Source organism: Nonomuraea sp. NPDC050383, from assembly GCF_044459125.1.
Lineage (GTDB): Bacteria > Actinomycetota > Actinomycetes > Streptosporangiales > Streptosporangiaceae > Nonomuraea.
Genome location: NZ_JBITIP010000002.1, coordinates 601,913 through 623,351 on the forward strand (window position 1 = coordinate 601,913; position 21,439 = coordinate 623,351).

Sequence of the window (21,439 nt, forward strand, 5' to 3'; positions counted from 1 at the left end):
CGGTCTGGGCCGATCTGGGCCGGCCTGCGGGGGTCAGTCGCGCCTGCCGGCCCGCAGGCGGGCGGCGAGCGCGGCGGCCTGGGTGCGGCGCTGCATGTTGAGCTTGGCCAGCAGGTTGGACACGTAGTTCTTGACGGTCTTCTCGGCGAGGAAGAGCCGCTCGCCGATCTGCCGGTTGGTCAGGCCCTCGCCGATGAGGTCGAGGATGTGGCGCTCCTGGTCCGAGAGCGTGGCCAGCGGGTCCTGGCGGGTGGCCTGGTCGCGCAGCCGCCGGAGCATCGTCGCGGTCGTCTGGGGGTCGAGCAGCGACTGCCCGGAGGCCACCGTGCGCACCGCGCCGACCAGGTCGGAGCCGTGGATCTGCTTGAGCACGTAGCCGGACGCGCCGGCCATGACCGCGTCGAACAGCGCGTCGTCGTCGGCGTACGAGGTGAGCATCAGGCACGCCAGCCCCGGCAGCCGGGAGCGCACCTCCCGGCACACGTCCACCCCGCTGCCGTCGGGCAGGCGCACGTCCAGCACGGCCACGTCCGGCTTGAGGGCGGGGATGCGGGCGATCGCCGACTCGGCTGTGCCGGCCTCGCCGATCACCTCGATGTCGTCTTCGGACTCCAGCAGGGCGGCCACGCCCCGCCGGACCACCTCATGATCATCGACGAGGAACACACGAATCATGGCTCCGACGCTAACCGGCGGCTCCGGCTTCCGGTAGGGCAGAAGGTCCCTGATCGTGGCCACCTGTCTTTACTGACACTTTCGCCCCCTCCGCGTGTCGCGTCCGCCTCTGCGCGCGTCCCTTCGCGTGGCGGCCGGCGCGGGCGGGAAGGACCCCGAGCGCGGGCCGGGGGAGGGCCCTGAGGGGGGAACCATGATCATCGCTGGTGTGGACGGATCACGGGCGGGGCTGGAGGCCACCGGCTGGGCGGCCGCCGAGGCGGCCCTGCGGGAGGTGCCGCTGAAGGTCGTCCACGTCCTGCCGTCGTGGGCGTGCGAGCCCCGCCCCGGCCGGTACGCCGAGGTGGCCCGGTGGATGCACGAGGGCGGCCGGACCGTGCTGGCCGCGGCCGGGGAACGCGCCCGGCGCGAGCAGCCGAAGGTCGCCGTCGAGACCGAGCTGCTGCCCGGCGACCCCCGCGCCGCCCTGGTCGAGGCGGCGGCCGGCGCCGAGCTGCTGGTCATCGGCGGCCACGGCCTCGGCGGCGTGCGCGGCATGCTCCTGGGGTCCGTGGCGTACGGCGTCGCCGGGCGCGCCCCCTGCGACGTGGTCGTGGTCCGCGACCTGCCGGCGACGCCTCGCGGCGAGGTGGTGGTGGGCGTGGACGGGTCATTCGCGACCGCCCGGGTGCTCGACGTCGCCTTCGCCGAGGCGCGGCTGCACGGGGCGAGGCTGCGGGCCGTCCACGCCTGGGTCTGGCCGCGGGCCGGCGGCTTCGACCCGGCCGACGAGGAGAGCGAGCGGGACGAGTCGGCCGCGCTGAAGGAGGCCCTCGCCGCCCGCCGGGAGCGCTACCCGGAGGTGGCGGTGGTCGAGGAGGTCGTCCACGGGCATCCGGTCGCCGTGCTCCGGCAGGCCGCCGCCGGGGCCGATCTGCTGGTCGTGGGCTCCCACGGGTACGGCACGTTCACGGGCATGGTGCTCGGCTCGGTGAGCCAGGGCATGCTGCACCACGCGCCCTGCCCCCTCGCCGTCGTCCGCATCCGAGCCTGACCGCCCGCCCGCTTTCGCGCAGAGGGACTGGCTGCTGATTTCGTCGGGTTCTGGCGTGTATGGGGAGAATCCGTCGCTTTGTGTGCTCTTTGCGCCGATTACGGCGGGGATCCAGAGAGACGATCTTCCTGTCGGCGGGCCGCAGTAGGATGGCGTCCGGACGCGACCCGTACGGCATTCGGATCGAAGGAGGCGCCCCCGTGAGCGAGCTGGAGCGTGTGCCGCCCGGTGTCGACCCCCGCGTCCCGAGTGTCGCCCGCGTCTACGACTACCTGCTCGGCGGCAAGGACCACCTCGCGGTGGACCGCGCCTTCGCCGACAAGCTGCTGGCCGTCGCCCCCGAGACGCGCCAGGTCGCCCGGGCCAACCGGCTCTTCCTTGTCCGCGCCGTACGCCATCTGGCCCGGCGGGGCGTGCGGCAGTTCCTCGACCTCGGCACCGGCATCCCCACCTCGCCCAGCGTCCACGAGGTCGCCCGCGAGATCGTGCCCGACTGCCGGGTCGTCTACGTCGACTACGACCCCGTCGTACGGCTCCACAGCGAGGTGCTGCTGGCCAGCTCGCCCGGCGTGGAGGCCGTCCAGGCCGACCTGCGCGAGCCCGGCGCCATTCTCGGCGACCCGCGCGTCACCCGTCTGATCGACTTCTCGCAGCCGGTCGGCGTGCTCATGGTCGGCATCCTGCACTTCATCCTCGACAGCGAGGACCCCGCCGGGATCATCGCCGACTTCCGCAGGTGGATGGCGCCGGGCAGCCACCTGATCCTCACCCACGCCATGGCCGACAGCGCCCCGGAGGCCGTCGCCCAGCTCAGCACCGCGACGGCCGGCACCCCGGCGCAGTCGGTGTTCCGCACGCGGGAGGAGGTGCTGCGGCTGGCCGAGGGGTTCGAGCTCATTGGTCCGGGCCTGGCGCCGGTCCACGAGTGGCGGATCCCGGACGACGACGAGTACGAACCGCCGATCCCGCTGCTGGAGGGCGTCCCGGCCGTCCGCATCGACGCCGCCGTGGGCCGCGTGACGTCCCCGCCGGACTCCGTGGAGCCCGCCCGCCACTGACGACGCCCTTCCCGGCGCCCGTTCCGGCCGGGATCGGGCCCCGGACGGGAACAGGCGGGCCGGGTGGATCAGCGGTCGGCGCGCAGGCTGCCCACCGGGTGCGGGCCCTCGGTCTCCAGCCGGTACTCGCGGCCCGACTTGTCGGTGTTCTCCTGGATGACCTCCTCCGACGGCGGCTTCTCGCCACCCATCACGGCCTCCTGCATCTTCTCGAACCGCTCGTGGGCGTCCTGGACGTACCCGGTGCCGAGCGTGGTGTAGTCGATCTGCGTGGCGATCAGCTCACGCAGGTACGACTTGTTCGGCTCGAACGTGACCGGCGCGGGCAGGGCCGGCGCCACGACCTCCTCGGGATCCCGGCCGTCGTGCCGCTTGAACAGCTCCGCGGCCAGGCGCAGGTGCTCCAGCTCCATGTTGAGGTGGAGCTCCCAGATGGCCTTCACCTTCGGGTCCGACTCGGTCTCCATGAACGAGTGGTACAGGTAGCACTCGTTGTACTCGTGGTTGAGCAGCATCTCCCACCAGCTCTCGCCCGGGTCGACCAGCGACTCGTAGTGGGTGACGTGCTCCTCCTCGATCAGCCCGATCTCCTGGTAGAGCCGGCGGGCGATCGGCTCCATGTAGGTGGGGCCGACGTTCATGTAGAAGTTCATGGTCTGCTGCTCGGCCGACATGATGGTCAGCGCGTGCAGCTTCGAGAGCGGCGCCGTGGAGCTTCTGTCGTACGGCTCGCGCACGTTGTCGACCGGGTCCCGGTGGTGCAGGTACGTCGGGCGGCCCGGCATGACCTCGGTGAGCTGGTCGACGATCTTCTCCGCCCTGCGGTGCTCGATCATCTCGTACAGGTTCGCGTACCGGTAGAGGTGGTCGAAGTCCTCCAGCACGCCGAACTGGTAGGCCTGCTGCAGGTACGGGTCCGGCTCCATCCGCGCCACCCAGGCCGTCAGGTCCACCGCCACCTGCTCGTACGCGATCGTGGTCTCCAGCACCGACGCGAGACCGGGCAGCAGCCAGTTCACCGCCTTCTGCTGCTGGGCCTCGATGTAGCGGACCCGGGCGAGCTGCTGCTTGAGCTCCAGGTCCGGGCAGTGCCGGGCGAGCTGGTGGCTGAACATGATCGCCTCGACCTCGATGCCGTTCATCGTGATGATGCGGCACCGGGTGTAGGGGTCGGAGTGGTCGGGGTCGATCGGGGTGACGTTCAGCTCACGCCAGTTGCGGACCTGCCTGTCCAGTGGGATGCCACGCTCCCGCAGCGGGTTGAAGGTCATGTGGTCGAGCTCCCTCGCTGTCGACGCATGAGTACGCCCCGGCCTACCCGGGACCCCCGGAGGCAACCCCACGGCCGCGTCGGCAGTCGGTCACGCGCGCTCCTCGACCGGCGGCTCGGGGCGCTCACATGACGTGCCCATCCCGGTTGTCCGGGCCGTGGTGACTGAGCGCGACGCTGGAGGGTAGCCGAACGGTGACAGTGCCACGCCCACTCCGGGAGGCTCTTCATGAACACCCCGAGTACCAAAGCGGACCGCACTCCGATCCAGCGCGCCGCCCTCATCGTGGGTGCGGTGTTCCTGCTGGTCGGCGTGCTCGGCTTCATCCCGGGCATCACGACGCACTACAGCGAGATGACATTCGCCAGCCACCACTCAGGCGCGATGCTGCTGGGTGTGTTCCAGGTGTCGATCCTGCACAACATCGTCCACCTGCTCTTCGGCGTCGCCGGCATCCTGCTCTCCCGCACCTGGAACGGCGCGCGGGGCTACCTGATCGGCGGCGGCGTCATCTACCTGCTGCTGTGGATCTACGGGCTGCTCATCGCCAAGGACAGCGCCGCCAACTTCGTCCCGCTGAACACGGCCGACGACTGGCTGCACTTCATCCTCGGCGTCGGCATGATCGCGCTCGGCTTCCTGCTGGCGCGCCGCCGCGTGCTCACCAGGTGACGTCCGCGTAGTCGCCCCGGCCGGGGGAGAGGTCCTCCGGCCGGGGGCCAGGCCGTGACCGCAGCCATCGCACGCTGTGCGCCGCGCACCTCAGCCGGTGTCCCGCGTACGGCACTCCGCCGCCCAGCGCGGACGCCACCGCGAGCCAGGCACATGTGGCCCGCTCCAGCACCCACACCGGGGCGAACAGGGACGCGCTCCACGGGAACACCCGGCGGCCACCGGCCCTGTGCCGGCCCACCTCCGCCAGGCCCACCACCAGCCCGGCGGCCAGGGCCAGCGTGCCGAACCGCCGCCGGGCCAGCCCGGCGGCCACCGCCGGCAGCACCGACAGGAACACCGCCAGCCGCGCGGGCTGCGCCAGGTCGTCGTACGCCTGCCGGACCCGCTGGGACCAGAACCGGGAGGCGTCCGGCGGCAGGCGGCGCACGTACAGGCCGGGGGCGTGGTACTCCACCCCGCCGTGGGCGCGGACGGTGCGGATCAGCTCCAGGTTCTCGAACAGCACGTCGCCGTCGTAGCCGCCCATCTCCCAGAAGAAGGACCGCCGCAGCCCGAACGTGCCCGGGTAGTCCGCGCCTACGGCCCGGTTCAGCAGCGTCCGGGCGGTGTCCCAGCGGGCGTGCCAGGGGAGCGGGTCGAAGTGATTCTGCGGCCTGACCAGGTCGGCCCCCGCGAGCAGGGCGTCCATCCCGGCCAGCGCCGAGGCGTCGTAGCGGACGTCGTCGTCGGCGATCACCACGTGCGGGGCGCGGGCCAGCCGCAGGCCCGTCGTCACGCCGTTCACCTTGCCGTTGGCGAACCGCAGGCCGGGATCGGGGCGCACGTGCGTCACCAGCCCGCGCCAGCGCTCCGCGTGCCGCTCGAACAGCTCGTCCCGGCTGCCGTCCACCACGATCACCCGCGCGTGCCGCGACAGCTCACGCACGTAGCCGGTCAGCTCGTCCAGGCCGGAGTCGTCGTCCCATCGCAGGGGGAGCACGTAGTCGAGCGCCGGCCGCGACGCCGGGCCGATCGTGCCGGTCGGGCGCGTCATGCGGTGCTCGCCACCGCGCTCCCCGCGCTGTCCGTGCTCTGTTCGTGGGGTACGGGCGGGTCCAGGGACGACGCCCCGTCCCGCCAGCACGCCATGACGTGCTCCGCCCACAGCCGCTCCAGCTCCAGCGCGCAGGCCGCGCCGAACAGGATGTCCCCGGACAGCGCCGGGTCCTGCGCCGCCAGTCCCGCGCACAGGTCGTGCGCGGCGATCTGCTCGTGAACGGCGTCCGCCTGCACGTGCTCGTCGTAGAACCGGGCGGCCGTGGCGTCCCCGCCGAGCCGCCGCAGACCGTCGGCGTAGTGCCGGTTGGGCAGCGAGGACGTCATCTCCAGCGCCGCCAGGTGACCGGCCGCCGCGCCCCGCAGCCTGCGGTGCAGGCCGAACAGCGACATCGCGTTGGAGACCGCCAGCGTGACGCCCGGCACCCGGCCGAGGAAGGCGCCGTAGGAGTCGTCCAGGCCGAGACCGCGCATGGTGGCCCGGAAGAGCTCCGCGTGCATGCGCTCCTTCCGGCCGCCGCCGTACTCGTCGGCCTGGATCTCCACCAGTGCCGCCTTGGGGCCGCCGCGCAGCCGCGGGATCGCCCACGTGTGCGGGTCGGCCTCCTTGAGGTGGTAGATGGACCGGTGCGCCACGAACTCCCTGAACTGCGCCAGCCCGGCGTGGCGCCGCAGGTGCGCCGACAGCGACGGCCCCGAGCCGGGCGCGGTCAGCTCGGCCAGCGCCGCCCGTACCTCGCCGGGCGGCACGGCCGCGGGGCGGGGCACCGCCCCGGCAAGCGCCTGCTCGAAGCGCCGTTCGAGGGCGGCCCGGAAGGCGAGCAGGGACGGCTCCCACTCCCAGCGCGGATCGACGCCGTCGAAGCCCTGGTAGTGCAGCTCGTAGCAGGCGAACAGGGCGAGCTGGAGGTCGCCGTCGGCCAGGTCGGCGCCCGCCGGCCGGTGCGGGACGGCGGGAAAGCGATCGTGCTCCCCCGGCAGCGCGCACCGGAAGCGGTCCTGGTCCGGCGGCGGGGCGGCGAGGCGGGCGAACAGGGCCGCGGTCAGAGGTCCGCGGGGGCGGGGCAGGCGCATCACGACTCCCCGGTCAGCCGGTAGACCGACACGTGCGCCCGGCTGCCGTCGCCGAACGGCGTGCCCTCCCAGTCCGCCCAGCGCGACTCCAGCGTCATCCCGGCCAGGCGGCCCATCAGGTCCAGCTCGGCGGGCCAGGCGTAGCGATGGTTGGCCGGCAGCAGCCGCAGCCCCTCGGCCGTCATGCGGACGCGGGTCGTGTGCATCATCTGCGTGGCGGGCGACAGGCGGGCCGCCTCGGCCGTGACGGCCTCCTCCGACAGGGACAGCAGCCGCAGCGCCGACCCGTCGGCGAAGCCGGTCAGGTCCGGCACCCACGCCTCCACGACGAACCTGCCGCCCGGCTCCAGATGCCCCGCCGCGTTGCGGAAGCACTCCACCTGCGCGTCCTGGGACGGCAGCGCGAAGATCGTGTTCGTGGTGAGGGCCACCAGGCTGAACCGGCCCTCGACCTGGGTGGCGGAGAAGTCGCCGACGGCCACGGGGATGTGGTCGCCCCCGGGCTTGCGTCTCAGCTCCGCGACCATCTCCGGCGACCCGTCGATCCCGGCCACTGTCAGCCCGCGGGCCGCCAAGGGCAGTGCGATGCGGCCCGTGCCGATCCCGAACTCCAGCACCGGCCCGCCACCGGCCAGCCGGTACAGCCGCTCGACGGCGGCCTCGGTCGGCAGGTCCCGGGCGGTGGCGTCGTAGATGTCGGCGATGCTCCGCCCGTAGGCGGAGGCGTCGAAAGCTGCCGCCATGAGACCCCCGTCCCTCACGTTTCCGCAGGTGATGCTGCCCTCGGCGATCCAGGGCAAACGCCGGGCGGAGCCACGGTGAAAGGGGAACGCCCCGCGACGGGAGTCCGTCGCGGGGCGTTCACGCGCCCTGGCCCGGGCGCGGGGAAGGACCGTCCCTCAGGGGAGGACACGGCGGTCAGCGGGCGGCGAAGTCCTGGGTCCAGTAGATCTGGCCCTTGGAGTTCTTGGCGGCGCCGACACCGATGAGCGTGTACTTGCAGTTCATGATGTTGGCCTTGTGGCCGGAGCTGTTCATCCACGCCTGGACCACCGAGGCCGGGGTCGGCTGGCCCATGGCGATGTTCTCCGCCCAGCCCGTGCCCCCGGTGAAGCCGGCGCCGCGGATGCGGTCCATGAAGCTGCGGCCGTCCTTGGAGGTGTGGCTGAAGTAGTCCTGCTCCGCCATGTCGGCCGAGTGGCCGAACGCGGCCTTGCGCAGCTGCGGGTCGTGCTTGAGCGGCTGGCAGCCGCCCTTGGCCCGCTCGGCGTTGGTCAGCCGGACGACCTCGTTCTCGTCCGCGGTGCCGACCGTGCCGGACGTCGCGGTGGAGGTGGGGGTCGGGGTCCTGGTGGCGGTCGGGGTCGGGGTGGCCGTCCTGGTGGGCTTCGGGGACGGCGTGGTGCTCGTCGTCGGCGCCGAGGTCGAGGTCGAGGTCGGCGTCGGGGTCGGCTTGGTCGAGGAGGTGGCGGTGGGCGTCGGGGTAGCGCCGGGGGAGCAGGTGAGCTTGACCGCCTTCGACTTGCCGGCGTGGCCGCGATAGTCGGTGGCCGTGGCGTAGTAGGTGCCGGGCACGCACGGCATCGCGACGGTGACGCGGCTGACCCGGCCCCGCGCGGCGGCGCTCTTGACGACCCGGTCGTCTCCCGGCACGGCGCGCAGGATGCGGACGCGGACCAGCCCGGGACGGGTGCACTCCAGCCGGGCGGCGGACGCCTGGATCCGGCCGGCGGCGGTGAGGGCGGGCTGGTTCACGGTCAGTCGGCAGGCGGCCAGGGTCGCCGACTCGGCGTGAGCGGTGGCCACGGGCGCGGACAGGGCCGCGACGCTGACGAGGCCGGCGAGTACCCCTAGGGGTCTACGCATATGGGGTTTCCCTCCAGTTTTGCGGTAAGGCTGGATGGACTCCGCATTCTGTCGGCATCTGACACCCGTGTCCTGAACTTTCAGATATTGGCTGGACGGAAGGGGTGAAAGTGACTGGCGGGGATGGTCGGCGGCGCGGTGCCCGGCGGCCTACGATGTGATCGTGACCAGCAGCCCCCGGCGCGAGGCACGCGCGGCCTCCCGTGGCGGCGCCGTCCCCAGCATCCGCGACGTCGCCGCCGCCGCGGGCGTGTCCCACCAGACCGTCTCCCGGGTCCTCAACGACTCGCCCCGGGTGAGCGCCGACACCCGCGCCGCCGTGCTCGCGGCCATCGACCGGCTCGGGTTCCGCCCCAACCGCGCCGCGCGCGCCCTCGGCCTCGGCCGCGCCCACGGCGTGACCGTCGTCATGTCCGACACCATGCTGTACGGCTACGCCTCGACGCTGCAGGGCATCGAGGAGGCGGCCCGGGTGGAGGGCATGGCCGTGGGGGTGCGGGTGGTCGAGTCGGAGGCGCCCGGCGACGTCAAGCAGACCGTCGACTACGTCAGCGACCCCAGCGCGGGGGCCGTGGTGGTCATCGCGTTCGACCCGTCCGGTGCGGCGGTGCTGGAGGCGCTGCCCCGGCACATCCCCGCGGTCGCCGCCACCGAGCCGGCCGCCCCCGACACGGGCCGGGTCGCCATCGCCCTGGACGATCGCGGCGCCGCCGCCGAGGCCACCGGCCACCTGCTCGGGCTCGGGCACCGTACCGTCCACCACGTCGCGATCCCCTCGGAGGGCCGCTCCGGCGGCCGGCACACCGGCTGGCACGACGCGCTGCGGCAGGCGGGCGCGCCGGTGCCGGACGTGATCGACTGCGGCTGGGACGTCGCCGGCGCCTACCAGGCCGGACGGCGCCTGGCCGCGGACCCGGAGGTGACGGCCGTGCTGTGCGGCAACGACGACATCGCCCAGGGCGTACGCCGGGCCCTGTACGACGCGGGCAGGGACGTGCCCGGGGACGTGAGCATCGTCGGCTTCGACGACATCCCCGGCTCGGCCTTCTGGACGCCGGCGCTGACGACGGTGCGGATGGACTTCGCGGGGCTGGGCAAGGCGTGCTTCCGCGCCGCGGTGGCCGAGCTCCTGGCCCAGCCCCAGCCGACCCTCACGCTGACCCCGCCCCGCCTGATCATCCGCGAGTCCACGGCCCCGCCACGCCCGCTCCGCTGACCGGCGCCACCGGCAGCCCCTGACCCGCGACCACGGCCCCCGTCCGCCGCCTCCACCCCTCCGCCGCCTCCGCCGCCTCCGCCGCTCCGCCCCTCCGCCGCCTCCACCGCTCCCCTCCGCCGCTCCGCGTCCGGAGCCGCTGCGGCCTCGGAAACGCGGTGGTAACAATCCGGCAAAGAAGGGTTCCTCTTTGTTCGTGTTACCGCTCACACTTACGCCACGGGAGTGATGTGACCGGTCACATGGACCGTATCCGAGGAGATGTGTGATGCCCGCTGACGTGATCCAGACCTTGCGCTGGGGCCATGACGCCCTGACGGCGGTGGTGGAGATCCACCCTGACCGGGCGGTGGCGTTGCGGCGGCTGGCGCCGGGCGGGGCGGCCGGGCCCGCGGAGGCTCCGGCGCAGCCGCTGGTGGAGGTGCTGCTCCCGGGCGCGGGCCGGGCGCGGGCGTCGCAGCGGTTGTCGGAGACCGCCGTGGGCTGCCGCCTGAGGTACGCGGGGGCCGAGCAGTCCCGCGAGGGCGGCTGGCACGTGCTGCGGCTCGCGATGCGCGACGACGCCTCCGGCCTGGCCGCCGAGCTGACGCTCCGCTCGTACGAGGGCGTGTCCGCCTGCCAGGCCCAGGTCCGGGTGACCAACCAGGGGACGGCCCCGGTGCTGCTGCTGGCCGTCACCTCGTTCGCGGCGGGCTTCCTGGGCCGCCACGCCGGCGACCTCGACGTCCTGTACGCCGACAGCGAGTGGCTGGGGGAGAGCCGCTGGACCCGGCGCCCCCTCGGCGAGCTGGTCCCGGCCCTGGGGCTGGAGGGCCACGGTCAGCACGGCCGGGGCGCGTTCGCGCTGACCAGCTCGGGCACGTGGTCGAGCGGCCGGCACGTGCCGATGGGCGGCCTGGTGGACCGGGGCACCGGCCAGACGTGGGTGTGGCAGATCGAGCACAACGGCGCGTGGCGCTGGGAGACGGGCGCCCGGCAGGACGGCGTGTACGTCGCCGTGAGCGGACCCACCGACCTCGACCACCAGTGGAGCCAGACCCTGGCCCCCGGCGAGTCGTTCACCACGGTCCCCGTCTCGGTGGCCGTCGCGGCGGGGAACGGCGCCGGCCCGGAGGAGGGGGACCCGCTGGAGGAGGCGGTCGCCGCGCTGACCGCGCACCGCCGCGCGCTGCGCCGCCCGCACCCCGACCGCGACACGCTGCCCGTCGTCTTCAACGACTACATGAACACCCTCATGGGCGACCCCACCACCGCCAGGCTGCTCCCGCTGGTCGAGGCCGCCGCCTCCGCCGGGGCCGAGGTCTTCTGCGTGGACGCCGGCTGGTACGACGAGGACGGCGGCTGGTGGGACAGCGTCGGCGCCTGGCGGCCGTCCCGGACCCGGTTCCCGGGCGGCGTCGAGGAGGTGCTCGGGCACATCCGGGCCCACGGCATGACGCCCGGTCTGTGGCTGGAGCCGGAGGTGATCGGCGTGCGCAGCCCGATGGCCGACGAGCTGCCCAAGGAGGCGTTCCTGCAGCGCGGCGGCGAGCGGTTGGCCGAGCACGGCCGTTACCACCTGGACCTGCGCCACCCCGCCGCCGTCGAGCACCTCGACGGCGTGGTAGACCGGCTGGTGGGGGAGCTGGGCGTCGGCTACTTCAAGCTCGACTACAACATCAACCCGGGCGCGGGCACCGACGTGGACGCCACCAGCGCCGGCGCGGGCCTGCTCGCCCACAACCGCGCCCACCTGGCCTGGATCGACGGCGTCCTGGACCGGCATCCGGGGCTGGTGCTGGAGAACTGCGCGTCGGGCGCGATGCGGATGGACTTCGCGATGCTGTCGCGGCTGAACCTCCAGTCCACCAGCGACCAGGAGGACTTCCTGCGCTACCCGCCGATCGCCGTGGCCGCGCCGCTGGCGATGACACCCGAGCAGGCGGCCAACTGGGCGTACCCGCAGCCGGACATGACGGACGAGGAGGTCGCGTTCACGATGTGCACCGGCATCCTCGGCCGGCTCTACCTGTCGGGCCACCTGGACGCGATGGGCCCGGAGCGGCTGGCGCTCGTGCGCGAGGGGGTGCGGCTGCACCAGGCGCTGCGGGCCGACCTGGTCGCGTCGGCGCCCTGCTGGCCGCTCGGGCTGCCCGGCTGGGAGGACCCGTGGCTGGCGCTGGGCCTGCGCGCCGGCGACGTCACACACGTCGGCGTCTGGCGGAGGCCGGGCGCGGACGAGGGCGCCGTCCTGTCGTTCCCGCACCTCGCCGGCCGGCAGGTTGCGGTGCGCATCGCCTACCCCCGCCAGGCGACGGGCTGGGAGCACTCCTGGAACCCCGCGACCGGCGAGCTGACCCTGACCTGCGCCGTCGCCGCCCCGACCGCCCGCGTCCTGGAGCTCCGCGAGCTCTCTTCTCAGTAAGACCCCATCTGCCCCCCAATGGGATTGTCCGGCACGATAGTGGCGGACACGGACAAAGGAACCAAACCGTGAAACTGGCACCGCGCGTCACCACCGCCGCCACCGTCGCGGCCACCGCACTGCTCGCCCTCACCGCGTGCAGCGATCCCGCCTCCGGGCCTGCGCCCGCGGCGGCGGGCGCGACCGCCGCGGCCTGGCCCTCCCCGACGGGCCGGCTCGACGGGGTCACCCTCACCATCTGGGCCGCGCAGAACAGCACCACCGTCCCCGAGCAGGTGACGGCCGCCTTCTCCAAGGCCACCGGCGCCAAGGTCGACGTCGTCACCATCCCCGACCCGTACGAGCAGGGCGTGCAGACCAAGGTGGCCACCGGCGACAAGCCCGACCTGGCCTTCTGGCAGCCCACCGCGTCCATGCTGACCGCCCTGAACGCCCGCGCCAACCTCCAGCCCCTCGATGACGCCCCCTGGCTGCCGTCGCTGTCGCCCGAACTGCGCGACATCACGGGGCTGCTGGACAAGACCCGCTACGCCGCGCTCGTCACCAGCCCGGCCGTCGAGGGCGTCTACTACAACAAGGAGGTCTTCGCCGCGGCCGGCGTCAAGGAGACGCCGAAGAGCTTCGACGAGATGCTCCAGGTCGCTCGCACGCTCAAGGGCAAGGGCGTCACCCCCTTCTTCGAGATGGCCGGCGACAAGTGGGCGACCCAGTGGTGGGTGCAGGTCCAGCTCGCCGACGCGGCCCGCGACGGCCTCTGGGACCGGGTCAACACCGGCAAGGAGACGTTCGAGGACAAGACCATCCTGGACGCGATCAAGAAGTACAAGGCGTTGATCGGCGAGGGACTGTTCAACCCCGACATCAAGACCGCCACCTTCGAGGACCAGGGCGCGGCGCTGCTGTCCGGCAAGGCGGCCATGGCCGTCCAGGTCAACTCGTTCTTCGGCCAGCTCCAGGCCAAGGCCGACACGGCGACACTGGACAAGAAGATCGGCTTCTTCCCGATCTCCCCGTCCGGCAACGTCGGCACCTTCATCCCCGACCAGTCCAACGCCCTGGTCGCGTTCAGGACCGGCGACGCCAAGCGCGAGGCCGCCGCCCGCCAGCTCCTCGCGTACTGGATGGGCCCCGGCTACCAGGAGTTCGTCACCGCGCGCAGGACCGTGTCGCTGAAGACCGACGTGCCCACCCCGGCCGGCGTGCCGCAGGCGCTGCTCGACGTGCACAAGTCGCTGGGCGGCGCGGTCGGCTCGATGCAGGCGCTCGCCGTGGCCAACCCCGACCTGTACCTCAACCTGGCCGACATGATCACCGGCAGCCTCACGCCCGAGCAGGTGGCGGCGGCCACGCAGAAGCAGTTCGCCCAGCTCGCCAAGGCGGCCGGCGCCTCCGGCTTCTGACCCCCCATCCCCCAGGCGAGGAGCGACCCGTGCCGACCGAGACGCGCGCACCCGACACCGCCGCCCGGCCCGTGCCCGCCCGCCAGGCGCGCCCGAGCCGGCGGGCCACCCCCGCCGGAGCGGGACGCCGTACCCACCCCATGTGGTTCCTGGCGCCCGCCTTCGCGATCCTGTTCGTCTTCTTCTTCCTGCCGACCCTGTTCAACTTCGTCTACGCCTTCACCGACTGGTCCAGCTTCAAGAGCGACATCCGCCCGGTCGGCTGGGACAACTTCGCCGACCTGCTCTCGGACGGCACCATGTACGGCGCGCTGCGCGTCACGCTGGTCTACGCCGTCCTGGTCGCGGTGTTCCAGAACCTGTTCGGCTTCGGCCTGGCCGTCCTCCTGGAGCGCGACACCTGGCTCAACCGGGCCGCGCGCCTGGTGTTCCTCATCCCGGTGCTCATGTCGGCGCTGGCGGTCGGCTACGTCTTCCAGGCGCTGCTCAAGCCCGACGGCAGCCTGAACGACCTGCTCGGCGGCCTGCTCGGCACGCCGGTGACGATCCCGTGGCTGGGCGACACCACCTGGACCCTGGTCGTCGTCGCGGTCATCCACGCCTGGAAGTGGATGGGCCTGTCCATGCTCATCTACCTGGCCGGGCTGAAGACGATCCCCGAGGACGTCACGGAGGCGGCCCGCATCGACGGCGCCACCGGCCGGCAGGCGTTCTGGTCGGTCCGCTTCCCGCTGCTGGCGCCGGCGGTCACCTTCAACGTGGCCACCGCGCTGCTGGGCTCCATGAACGGCTTCGACATCGTCCAGGCCACGACGGGCGGCGGCCCCGCCCGCAGCACCGAGATCCTGAACATCTTCATCTACCGCACCTTCGGCCAGGGCCTGTTCGCGCAGGCCACCACGATGAGCCTGGTGCTGTTCCTGATGGTCGCGCTGCTGGCCTTCCCGGTCATCCGCGTCCTGCGCAAGAGGGAGGAGATCCTGTGACATCCCCCGCCCGGGGCGTCGCGGCGCGGCTGCGGCCGCCGGCCGTCGTCGCCCTCGTCGTGCTCGTCATGGGCCTGCCGCTGTGGCTGGTCGTCGTGACGGCGGCCAAGTCCCAGGGCGAGGCCCTGTCGCCGGACCTGTCCCTGCCGTCCCGGTGGCTGCTCTGGGAGAACCTGGCGCAGGTGTGGCAGCAGGGCGACGTGCCGAAGGCGTTCCTCGGCAGCGTGCTGGTCGTCGCGCCGTCGGTCGCGCTGGTGCTGACGTTCGGCTCCATGGCGTCGTGGGTGCTGGCCCGGCGGGCCACCCGCCTCAACGCCGTCCTGTACGCGTTCGCGATCAGCGGCATCGTGCTGCCCCCGGCCGTGGTGACGATCGTGCTGCTGCTGCGGCAGCTCGGCCTGGCCGGCAGCGCCGTCGGCATGGTCGGCGTCTACGTCGGCATCTACCTGTCCACGGTGATCTTCTTCGTCACCGGGTTCGTGCGCACGGTGCCGCTGTCGATCGAGGAGGCGGCCCGCATGGACGGGGCCGGCCCGGCGCGCGTGTTCTTCTCCGTCATCCTGCCGATGCTGCGGCCCGTGCTCGCGACCGCCACGATCCTCATCTGCCTGTACGTCTGGAACGACGTCTTCTACGCCTTCTTCGTCGTCGGGGGCCGGCTCGACACACTGCCGCTGAACCTGTTCCAGGTGGCCAACGCCGGCCTCTACCTCAACAACTGGCACCTGATCTTCGCGTACATCATCCTCATGAGCCTGCCCCTGCTGGTGGTGTTCGCGGTGGCCCAGCGGCGCATCATCTCCGGCATCACCGGCGGCGCGGTCAAGTGACGGCGGGCATGGGAAAGGGCGGGCCGTCCGGCCCGCCCCTCACCCGGTGCGACAGGTCAGCGCGCGGCCGCGCCCGCCCGCCGCTTCGTCCACACGTCGAAGGCGACCGCCGCGAGCAGGACGATGCCCTTGACCAGCATGACGCGCTCGCTCGGCGAGCCGATGAGCGACATGCCGTTGTTGATCACACCCATGATCAGGCCGCCGGTGATGGCGCCGACGACCTTGCCGACGCCGCCCTGGACGGCCGCGCCGCCGATGAAGGCCGCGGCGATCGCGTCCAGCTCGAACGAGTTGCCGGCCGTCGGACCGGCCTGGTTGAGCCGGCCGGCGAAGATGATGCCGGCCACGGACGCCAGCACGCCCATGTTGACGAAGATCCAGAACACCACGGACTTGACCTTGATGCCCGACAGGACCGCCGCCTGGAGGTTGCCGCCCACCGCGTAGATCCGGCGGCCGAACACCGACCGGTTGGCCAGCAGCGAGTAGCCGAGCACCAGCAGGGCCAGCAGCACCAGCACCCACGGCAGGTTGCGGAAGCGCGCGAGCTGCACCACCACGGCCATGATGAGGACGGCCGCGGCGACGATCTTCAGGGCGAAGACCGGCAGCGGGTCGACGCTCTGGCCGTAGCCGGCGCGGGCGGTGCGCGTGCGCCACTGGGCGCTGGCCATGCCGACGATGGCCAGCACGCCGATCAGCAGGCTGAACAGGTCGGCGCCGCCGAGCGGGCCGAGCCCGACGTTGCCCAGGTAGCTGTCGGTGAAGCCGTTCGACAGGGTCCGCACCGCGTCGGGGAACGGGCCGATGCCCTGGTTGCCGAGCACGGTCAGCGTGAGCGCCCGGAACAGCAGCATGCCGGCGAGCGTCACGATGAACGACGGGATGCCGAAGTAGGCGATCCAGTAGCCCTGCCAGGCCCCGATCAGGCCGCCCACCACCAGGGTGAGCACCAGCGCGATCGGCCAGGGAACCCCGTAGTTCACCATCAGCACGGCCGACACGGCGCCCGTGACCGCCACCACCGAGCCGACCGACAGGTCGATGTGCCCGGCGATGATGATCAGGATCATGCCGATGGCCAGGATCAGGATGTAGGAGTTCTGGACGACGATGTTGGAGATGTTCTGCGGCTGGAGCAGGGCGCCGTCGGTCAGCACCGAGAACAGCACCACGATCAGCGCGAACGCGATGTAGATGCCGCTCTGGCGGATGTTGATGGACAGGCCGCCGAGCTTCAGCCGCCCGGGCGGGCTCTGCTCGCCCTTGTCGTCCCGTCCCGAACCCGCCTGGAGGTCGGCGGGGGTCGTACTGCTGCTCATCCGGACTTACTCCTGTCCCATGGTCATGTGATGCATCAGGCGTTCCTGCGTCGCCTCCTCGCGGGGCAGCTCACCGGTGACCCGGCCCTGCGACAGCGTGTAGATGCGGTCGCACAGGCCGAGCAGCTCCGGCAGCTCCGAGGAGATGACGAGCACCGCCTTCCCCTCGTCGGCGAGCTGGTTGATGATCGTGTAGATCTCGTACTTGGCGCCGACGTCGATGCCGCGGGTGGGCTCGTCGAGGATGAGCACGTCGGGATCCGTGTAGATCCACTTCGACAGCACGACCTTCTGCTGGTTGCCGCCGCTCAGCTTGCCCACGATGCTCTGCACGCTGGGCGCCTTGATGTTCATGCTGCGGCGGAACTCCTCGGCGACCTTGTACTCCTCGTTCTCGTTGACCCAGCCGCGCTTGCTGAGCCGGGTGCCGAGGCTCGCCGAGGAGATGTTCCGCTTGATGTCCTCGATGAGGTTGAGGCCGTACCGCTTGCGGTCCTCGGTGGCGTACGCGATGCCGAGCCGCACCGCGTCCTGCACGTTGCGGATGTGCACCTCGCGGCCCTCCTTGAAGACGCGGCCGGAGATGCCGACGCCGTAGGTGCGGCCGAACAGGCTCATCGCCAGCTCGGTACGGCCGGCGCCCATGAGCCCGGCCAGGCCGACGATCTCGCCCCGGCGCAGCGTGAGGCTGGCCTTGGAGACGACCTGCCGGTCGGGCTGCGACGGGCTGTGCACCGTCCAGTCCTCGACCCGCAGGACCTCCTCGCCGATGTGCGACTCGTGCGGCGGGAAGCGGTTGTCCAGGTCGCGGCCGACCATGCCGGAGATGATCCGGTCCTCGGTCACCTGGCCGCTCGCCATCTCCAGGGTCTCGATCGTCTGCCCGTCACGGATGATCGTGATCGAGTCGGCGATGTCGATGATCTCGTTCAGCTTGTGCGAGATGATCACGCAGGTGATGCCCTCGTCGCGCAGGCCGCGCAGCAGGTCGAGCAGGTGCGCCGAGTCCTGGTCGTTGAGCGCCGCGGTGGGCTCGTCCAGGATGAGCAGCTTCACCTTCTTCGACAGCGCCTTGGCGATCTCCACGAGCTGCTGCTTGCCCACGCCGATGTCGGCCACCTGCGTGACCGGGTTCTCCTCCAGGCCGACGCGCCGCAGCAGCTCGCCGGCCTGGTGGTTGGTGCGGTTCCAGTCCACGAGCCCGCGGCTGGCCCGCTCGTTGCCGAGGAAGATGTTCTCGGCGATGGACAGCTGCGGGCACAGCGCCAGCTCCTGGTGGATGATGACGATACCGGCGTCCTCGCTGTCCTTGATGCCGCCGAACCGGCACAGCTCGCCGTCGAACTCGATCCGCCCCTCGTAGCTGCCGAACGGGTAGACCCCGGACAGCACCTTCATCAGCGTCGACTTGCCGGCGCCGTTCTCGCCGCAGATGGCGTGGATCTCGCCCCGGCGGACGGAGAGGCTCACCTCGTGGAGCGCGCGCACTCCGGGAAACGTCTTGGTGATGCCCCGCATGTGCAGGATGTCATCGGTCATCGAAGGTCCTTACCGGTGGAGGTCAGCCGAGCTGGGCGGCGGTGTAGTAGTTCGTGTCCACCAGGGCCTTCTGGTAGTTGCTCTTGTCGACGATCATCGGGTCGAGGAGCTGGGCCGGGACGACCTTGTTGCCGTTGTCGTAGTCCTTGGTGTTGTTGACCGCGGGCTTGCCGCCCTTGAGGACGGTGTCGGCCATGGTGACCGTGATCTTGGCCAGCTCGCGGGTGTCCTTGAAGATGGTGGAGTACTGCTCGCCCGCGATGATCGACTTGACGGAGGCCAGCTCGGCGTCCTGGCCGGTCACGATCGGGTAGGGCTGGCCGGCGGTGCCGTAGCCGTTGCTCTTGAGCGCCGACAGGATGCCGATGGACAGGCCGTCGTACGGGGAGAGCACGCCGTCGACCTTGCTGTCGCCGGAGTAGGTCTTGGTGAGGATGTCCTCCATGCGCTTCTGCGCGGTGGCCGGGTCCCAGCGCAGGATGGCGACGGTCTTGAAGTCGGTCTGACCGCTCTTGACCTTGATCGTGCCCTTGTCGATGTACGGCTTCAGCACGGACATGGCGCCGTTGAAGAAGAACGTGGCGTTGTTGTCGTCGGGGGAGCCGGCGAACAGCTCGACGTTGAACGGGCCCTTGGCGCTGCCCTCGGAGCCGTCGGCGTTGAGCACCTTGAGGCCGACGAGCAGGGAGGTGGCCTGCTGGACGCCGACCTTGAAGTTGTCGAAGGTCGTGTAGTAGTCGACGTTCGGGCTGTTGCGGATCAGGCGGTCGTAGGAGATGACCGGGATCTTGTTGTCGGCGGCCTGCTGGAGCTGCGTGGTCAGGGCGGTGCCGTCGATCGAGGCGATGATCAGGAGCTTGGCGCCCTTGGTGATCTGGTTCTCGATCTGGTTGACCTGGGTGGGGATGTCGTTCTCCGCGTACTGGAGGTCGACCTTGTAGCCGAGCTTCTCCAGGCTGGACTTGACGTTGTCCCCGTCGTGGATCCACCGCTCGGAGGACCTGGTCGGCATGGTCACGCCGATCAGGGCCCCGCTGGTGGTGCCGGAGGACGCCTGCTTGTCGACGGTCTTCTCACTCGATCCGCACGCCGCGACGGTGGCGGTGAGTGCGAGGGCTGAGACGACCGTCGCGATCCGTCCGAATCTCATGTGTGTGTCTCCTTGCGGGGTTGCGCGTACGCGAAGGGTCCGCCGGACCTCCGGCCACAGCGGGGGGTACCTCTCCCGCGAGTGGCGCGGCGGGAGCGGTGGGTCGTCGTGTCCCCGGCACGGGAACGTCCAGGTGGGCGCTCCGATGGAATGGTCCGAAACCCACGTGCCGTGGACCGACCTGCGGTAGGATAAGCCCGGTTTGTGGCATTTCGTGACACCCCGCCTGCGTTGATCGCCGTTGAGGACAACGTGCCTAAGGCCATGAGTGTTATCGCTAACAATTTGCCTGTCAACGGTGTGCGATAACGTCTCGGAAACAGAGCATTCACATTCCGGGTCGCTCTTGTCCCTGGTAGAGGACGTGTGAGGCCCGGCTCCACCGCCGAAACCGGCACTCCGGGGCCCTGGGCAGGCGATCATCCCATGTGAGCGAGAACACGCGGCCCGCGCGAGCGGCCTCGGGCTCGGCGGCAGCCCGTAAGGTGTGGTGTGCGCGTCCGCCCGGTGTGCCGTAGTGTTCGCGAGTCTCAGGTCTTCGCGGATCTTCGGTCTTCGCGGGTCTTCGCAGGACTTCGCGCACGAGCGGCGGGAGGTGAGGATGGCGCGCATCGTCTTCGTCGGCGCCGGCAACGTCGAACTCGTGCGCAGGGTGCTCTCCGACCTGTTCCTCGCCTCCTCGCTGCGGGGGCGCCTGGAGGTCGTGCTGCATGACGACGACCCCGCCCACCTGGCCACGGCCGAGGCGCTGGTGCGCGCGCTCGACGCCGAGGCCGGCTCGGCGGCCGTGGTCACCGCCTGCCCCGACCGGCGCCGCGCCCTCGACGGCGCCGACTTCGTGATCAGCTACGTCGACCGGGGCGGGTTCACGGCCTCGCTGCGCGACTTCGAGATCCCCCGCAGGTACGGCCTGCGCCAGACGATCGGTGACACCATCGGCGTCGGCGGCATCTTCCGCGGCCTGCGCGCCATCCCCTTCTTCGTCGAGCTGGGCCGCGAGATGGCCGAGCTGTGCCCGGACGCGTGGCTGCTGAGCTGCAGCGACCCCATGGCCATGATCGGCTGGGCGGTGGAGGAGGCCACCACGTTCGAGCGCTTCGCCGGGGTGTGCCACGCCGTCTGCGACACCCACGCCTACCTGGCCGACCTCGTCGGCCGCGACCTGGACGAGGTGACGTTCCTCAGCGCCGGCCTCAACCACCAGTCGTTCGTGCTGCGGTTCGAGGCCGGGGGCCGCTCGCTCTACCCGGAGCTCGACGCGCTGCTGGCCGCCGACCCCGACCTGGGGCGGCACGTCCGGACCGAGATGTACCGCCGCTTCGGCCACTACCCGACGCAGTCCAGCGAGCACGCCGCCGAGTACGTCCCGTGGTTCATGCGGCACGCCGAGGAGACAGAGCGCCTCGGCGTGCAGATGGAGGAGTACCTGCGCCGCCTCGGCCAGGACATGCACGCGTACGAGGAGACGCGCCGCGCGCTGTCGGCCGGCCGGCCGCAGCTGATCAGGTGGCAGCACCAGGAGCCGGCCGCCGCCGCGATCCTCGCCACGCTGACCGGCCGGGAGAAGGAGGTCTACGTCAACGTCCGCAACCGCGGCCTGATCGGCAACCTGCCGGAGGGCTGCTGCGTCGAGGTGCCCGCCACGGTCGACGCCATGGGCATCCACCCCCGGCCGGTGGGCGACCTGCCGATCCAGCTCGTGGCGCTGCACCGGACGTTCCTCAACGTCGTGGAGCTGACCGTGCGCGCCGTGCTCGACGGCGACCGGCGGCACGTCCACCACGCGGCGATGCTCGACCCGAACACCGCGGCGACGCTGCCGCTGCCCGCCATCGAGGCGATGTGCGACGAGCTGATCGACGCGCACGGGGAGTTGCTGCCGGAGGCGATCCGCCGATGATG

At 71.7% G+C, this 21,439-nt stretch carries 18 protein-coding genes; 9 read left to right on the forward strand and 9 right to left on the reverse strand.

The annotated features are described in order from the left end of the window. Positions 1 to 33 precede the first annotated feature (33 nt). Positions 34 to 675 (reverse strand): response regulator transcription factor, encoded by a 642-nt coding sequence (locus ACIBG4_RS07500; protein WP_310712669.1) that lies wholly within the window; start codon positions 673 to 675, stop codon positions 34 to 36. A 193-nt stretch (positions 676 to 868) separates the two neighbouring features. On the opposite strand from ACIBG4_RS07500, the gene ACIBG4_RS07505 reads away from it, so the two are divergent. Both ACIBG4_RS07505 and ACIBG4_RS07510 read left to right on the forward strand, forming a co-directional pair. Continuing rightward, positions 869 to 1,708: a universal stress protein gene (locus tag ACIBG4_RS07505; protein WP_397201115.1), complete on the forward strand. Its 840-nt coding sequence runs from the start codon at positions 869 to 871 to the stop codon at positions 1,706 to 1,708. 200 nt (positions 1,709 to 1,908) lie between these two features. Then, positions 1,909 to 2,766, forward strand: coding sequence for an SAM-dependent methyltransferase (locus tag ACIBG4_RS07510; RefSeq protein WP_397201116.1), 858 nt, complete (start codon positions 1,909 to 1,911; stop codon positions 2,764 to 2,766). A gap of 68 nt (positions 2,767 to 2,834) precedes the next feature. On the opposite strand, the gene ACIBG4_RS07515 is transcribed toward ACIBG4_RS07510, so the two are convergent. Beyond that, a complete protein-coding gene (locus ACIBG4_RS07515) occupies positions 2,835 to 4,037 on the reverse strand; it encodes a hypothetical protein (RefSeq protein WP_397201117.1) in 1,203 nt (400 codons plus the stop codon). Between the two features lie 228 nt (positions 4,038 to 4,265). Here ACIBG4_RS07515 and ACIBG4_RS07520 point away from each other — a divergent pair, with 228 nt between their 5' ends. Beyond that, positions 4,266 to 4,709 (forward strand): DUF4383 domain-containing protein, encoded by a 444-nt coding sequence (locus ACIBG4_RS07520; protein WP_397201118.1) that lies wholly within the window; start codon positions 4,266 to 4,268, stop codon positions 4,707 to 4,709. On the opposite strand, the gene ACIBG4_RS07525 is transcribed toward ACIBG4_RS07520, so the two are convergent. The 4 genes from ACIBG4_RS07525 to ACIBG4_RS07540 all read right to left on the reverse strand — a co-directional run bounded on the left by ACIBG4_RS07525 (position 4,699) and on the right by ACIBG4_RS07540 (position 8,687). Continuing rightward, on the reverse strand, positions 4,699 to 5,745 hold the full coding sequence (locus tag ACIBG4_RS07525; protein WP_397201119.1) for a glycosyltransferase: 1,047 nt from the start codon (positions 5,743 to 5,745) through the stop codon (positions 4,699 to 4,701). The two genes, ACIBG4_RS07520 and ACIBG4_RS07525, sit on opposite strands and share 11 nt — an antisense overlap. Continuing rightward, positions 5,742 to 6,821 (reverse strand): iron-containing redox enzyme family protein, encoded by a 1,080-nt coding sequence (locus tag ACIBG4_RS07530; RefSeq protein ID WP_397201120.1) that lies wholly within the window; start codon positions 6,819 to 6,821, stop codon positions 5,742 to 5,744. Before ACIBG4_RS07530 ends, ACIBG4_RS07525 begins: the two co-directional genes overlap by 4 nt. Then, on the reverse strand, positions 6,821 to 7,564 hold the full coding sequence (locus ACIBG4_RS07535) for a class I SAM-dependent methyltransferase (protein WP_310712682.1): 744 nt from the start codon (positions 7,562 to 7,564) through the stop codon (positions 6,821 to 6,823). Before ACIBG4_RS07535 ends, ACIBG4_RS07530 begins: the two co-directional genes overlap by 1 nt. A 175-nt stretch (positions 7,565 to 7,739) precedes the next feature. Then, positions 7,740 to 8,687, reverse strand: coding sequence for a CAP domain-containing protein (locus tag ACIBG4_RS07540; protein WP_397201121.1), 948 nt, complete (start codon positions 8,685 to 8,687; stop codon positions 7,740 to 7,742). A 163-nt stretch (positions 8,688 to 8,850) separates the two neighbouring features. On the opposite strand from ACIBG4_RS07540, the gene ACIBG4_RS07545 reads away from it, so the two are divergent. The 5 genes from ACIBG4_RS07545 (at position 8,851) to ACIBG4_RS07565 (ending at position 15,523) form a co-directional block, all read left to right on the forward strand. Beyond that, complete coding sequence (locus ACIBG4_RS07545; protein WP_397201122.1) at positions 8,851 to 9,903, forward strand: LacI family DNA-binding transcriptional regulator; 1,053 nt, start codon at positions 8,851 to 8,853, stop codon at positions 9,901 to 9,903. A gap of 268 nt (positions 9,904 to 10,171) precedes the next feature. After that, the gene (locus ACIBG4_RS07550; protein ID WP_397201123.1) at positions 10,172 to 12,307 is read left to right on the forward strand and encodes an alpha-galactosidase; all 2,136 of its coding nucleotides are present in this window, start codon (positions 10,172 to 10,174) and stop codon (positions 12,305 to 12,307) included. Between the two features lie 68 nt (positions 12,308 to 12,375). Then, on the forward strand, positions 12,376 to 13,707 hold the full coding sequence (locus ACIBG4_RS07555) for an ABC transporter substrate-binding protein (protein ID WP_397201124.1): 1,332 nt from the start codon (positions 12,376 to 12,378) through the stop codon (positions 13,705 to 13,707). A gap of 29 nt (positions 13,708 to 13,736) precedes the next feature. After that, positions 13,737 to 14,693 (forward strand): carbohydrate ABC transporter permease, encoded by a 957-nt coding sequence (locus ACIBG4_RS07560; RefSeq protein ID WP_397201125.1) that lies wholly within the window; start codon positions 13,737 to 13,739, stop codon positions 14,691 to 14,693. Continuing rightward, a complete protein-coding gene (locus tag ACIBG4_RS07565) occupies positions 14,690 to 15,523 on the forward strand; it encodes a carbohydrate ABC transporter permease (protein ID WP_310712692.1) in 834 nt (277 codons plus the stop codon). Before ACIBG4_RS07560 ends, ACIBG4_RS07565 begins: the two co-directional genes overlap by 4 nt. A gap of 56 nt (positions 15,524 to 15,579) precedes the next feature. On the opposite strand, the gene mmsB is transcribed toward ACIBG4_RS07565, so the two are convergent. The 3 genes from mmsB to chvE are packed head-to-tail and all read right to left on the reverse strand — an operon-like array spanning position 15,580 to position 19,537. After that, entirely contained in the window at positions 15,580 to 16,848 is a 1,269-nt protein-coding gene (mmsB, locus tag ACIBG4_RS07570; RefSeq protein ID WP_310712694.1) for a multiple monosaccharide ABC transporter permease, read from the reverse strand. 6 nt (positions 16,849 to 16,854) lie between these two features. Further along, complete coding sequence (gene mmsA / locus ACIBG4_RS07575) at positions 16,855 to 18,387, reverse strand: multiple monosaccharide ABC transporter ATP-binding protein (RefSeq protein ID WP_310712695.1); 1,533 nt, start codon at positions 18,385 to 18,387, stop codon at positions 16,855 to 16,857. Between the two features lie 22 nt (positions 18,388 to 18,409). Continuing rightward, the gene (gene chvE / locus ACIBG4_RS07580; RefSeq protein WP_310712697.1) at positions 18,410 to 19,537 is read right to left on the reverse strand and encodes a multiple monosaccharide ABC transporter substrate-binding protein; all 1,128 of its coding nucleotides are present in this window, start codon (positions 19,535 to 19,537) and stop codon (positions 18,410 to 18,412) included. A gap of 601 nt (positions 19,538 to 20,138) precedes the next feature. Between chvE and ACIBG4_RS07585 the strand changes: the two genes are divergently transcribed. Beyond that, positions 20,139 to 21,437, forward strand: coding sequence for an alpha-glucosidase/alpha-galactosidase (locus ACIBG4_RS07585; RefSeq protein ID WP_397201126.1), 1,299 nt, complete (start codon positions 20,139 to 20,141; stop codon positions 21,435 to 21,437). The last annotated feature ends 2 nt before the right edge of the window (positions 21,438 to 21,439 follow it).

Excerpts from the sequence above, each read along its gene's own strand:
- ACIBG4_RS07500 (WP_310712669.1), bottom strand. The coding sequence starts at position 675 with ATGATTCGTGTGTTCCTCGTCGATGATCATGAGGTGGTCCGGCGGGGC.
- ACIBG4_RS07505 (WP_397201115.1), top strand. The coding sequence starts at position 869 with ATGATCATCGCTGGTGTGGACGGATCACGGGCGGGGCTGGAGGCCACC.
- ACIBG4_RS07515 (WP_397201117.1), bottom strand. The coding sequence starts at position 4,037 with ATGACCTTCAACCCGCTGCGGGAGCGTGGCATCCCACTGGACAGGCAG.
- ACIBG4_RS07520 (WP_397201118.1), top strand. The coding sequence starts at position 4,266 with ATGAACACCCCGAGTACCAAAGCGGACCGCACTCCGATCCAGCGCGCC.
- ACIBG4_RS07525 (WP_397201119.1), bottom strand. The coding sequence starts at position 5,745 with ATGACGCGCCCGACCGGCACGATCGGCCCGGCGTCGCGGCCGGCGCTC.
- ACIBG4_RS07530 (WP_397201120.1), bottom strand. The coding sequence starts at position 6,821 with ATGCGCCTGCCCCGCCCCCGCGGACCTCTGACCGCGGCCCTGTTCGCC.
- ACIBG4_RS07535 (WP_310712682.1), bottom strand. The coding sequence starts at position 7,564 with ATGGCGGCAGCTTTCGACGCCTCCGCCTACGGGCGGAGCATCGCCGAC.
- ACIBG4_RS07540 (WP_397201121.1), bottom strand. The coding sequence starts at position 8,687 with ATGCGTAGACCCCTAGGGGTACTCGCCGGCCTCGTCAGCGTCGCGGCC.
- ACIBG4_RS07550 (WP_397201123.1), top strand. The coding sequence starts at position 10,172 with ATGCCCGCTGACGTGATCCAGACCTTGCGCTGGGGCCATGACGCCCTG.
- mmsB (WP_310712694.1), bottom strand. The coding sequence starts at position 16,848 with ATGAGCAGCAGTACGACCCCCGCCGACCTCCAGGCGGGTTCGGGACGG.
- mmsA (WP_310712695.1), bottom strand. The coding sequence starts at position 18,387 with ATGACCGATGACATCCTGCACATGCGGGGCATCACCAAGACGTTTCCC.
- chvE (WP_310712697.1), bottom strand. The coding sequence starts at position 19,537 with ATGAGATTCGGACGGATCGCGACGGTCGTCTCAGCCCTCGCACTCACC.
- ACIBG4_RS07585 (WP_397201126.1), top strand. The coding sequence starts at position 20,139 with ATGGCGCGCATCGTCTTCGTCGGCGCCGGCAACGTCGAACTCGTGCGC.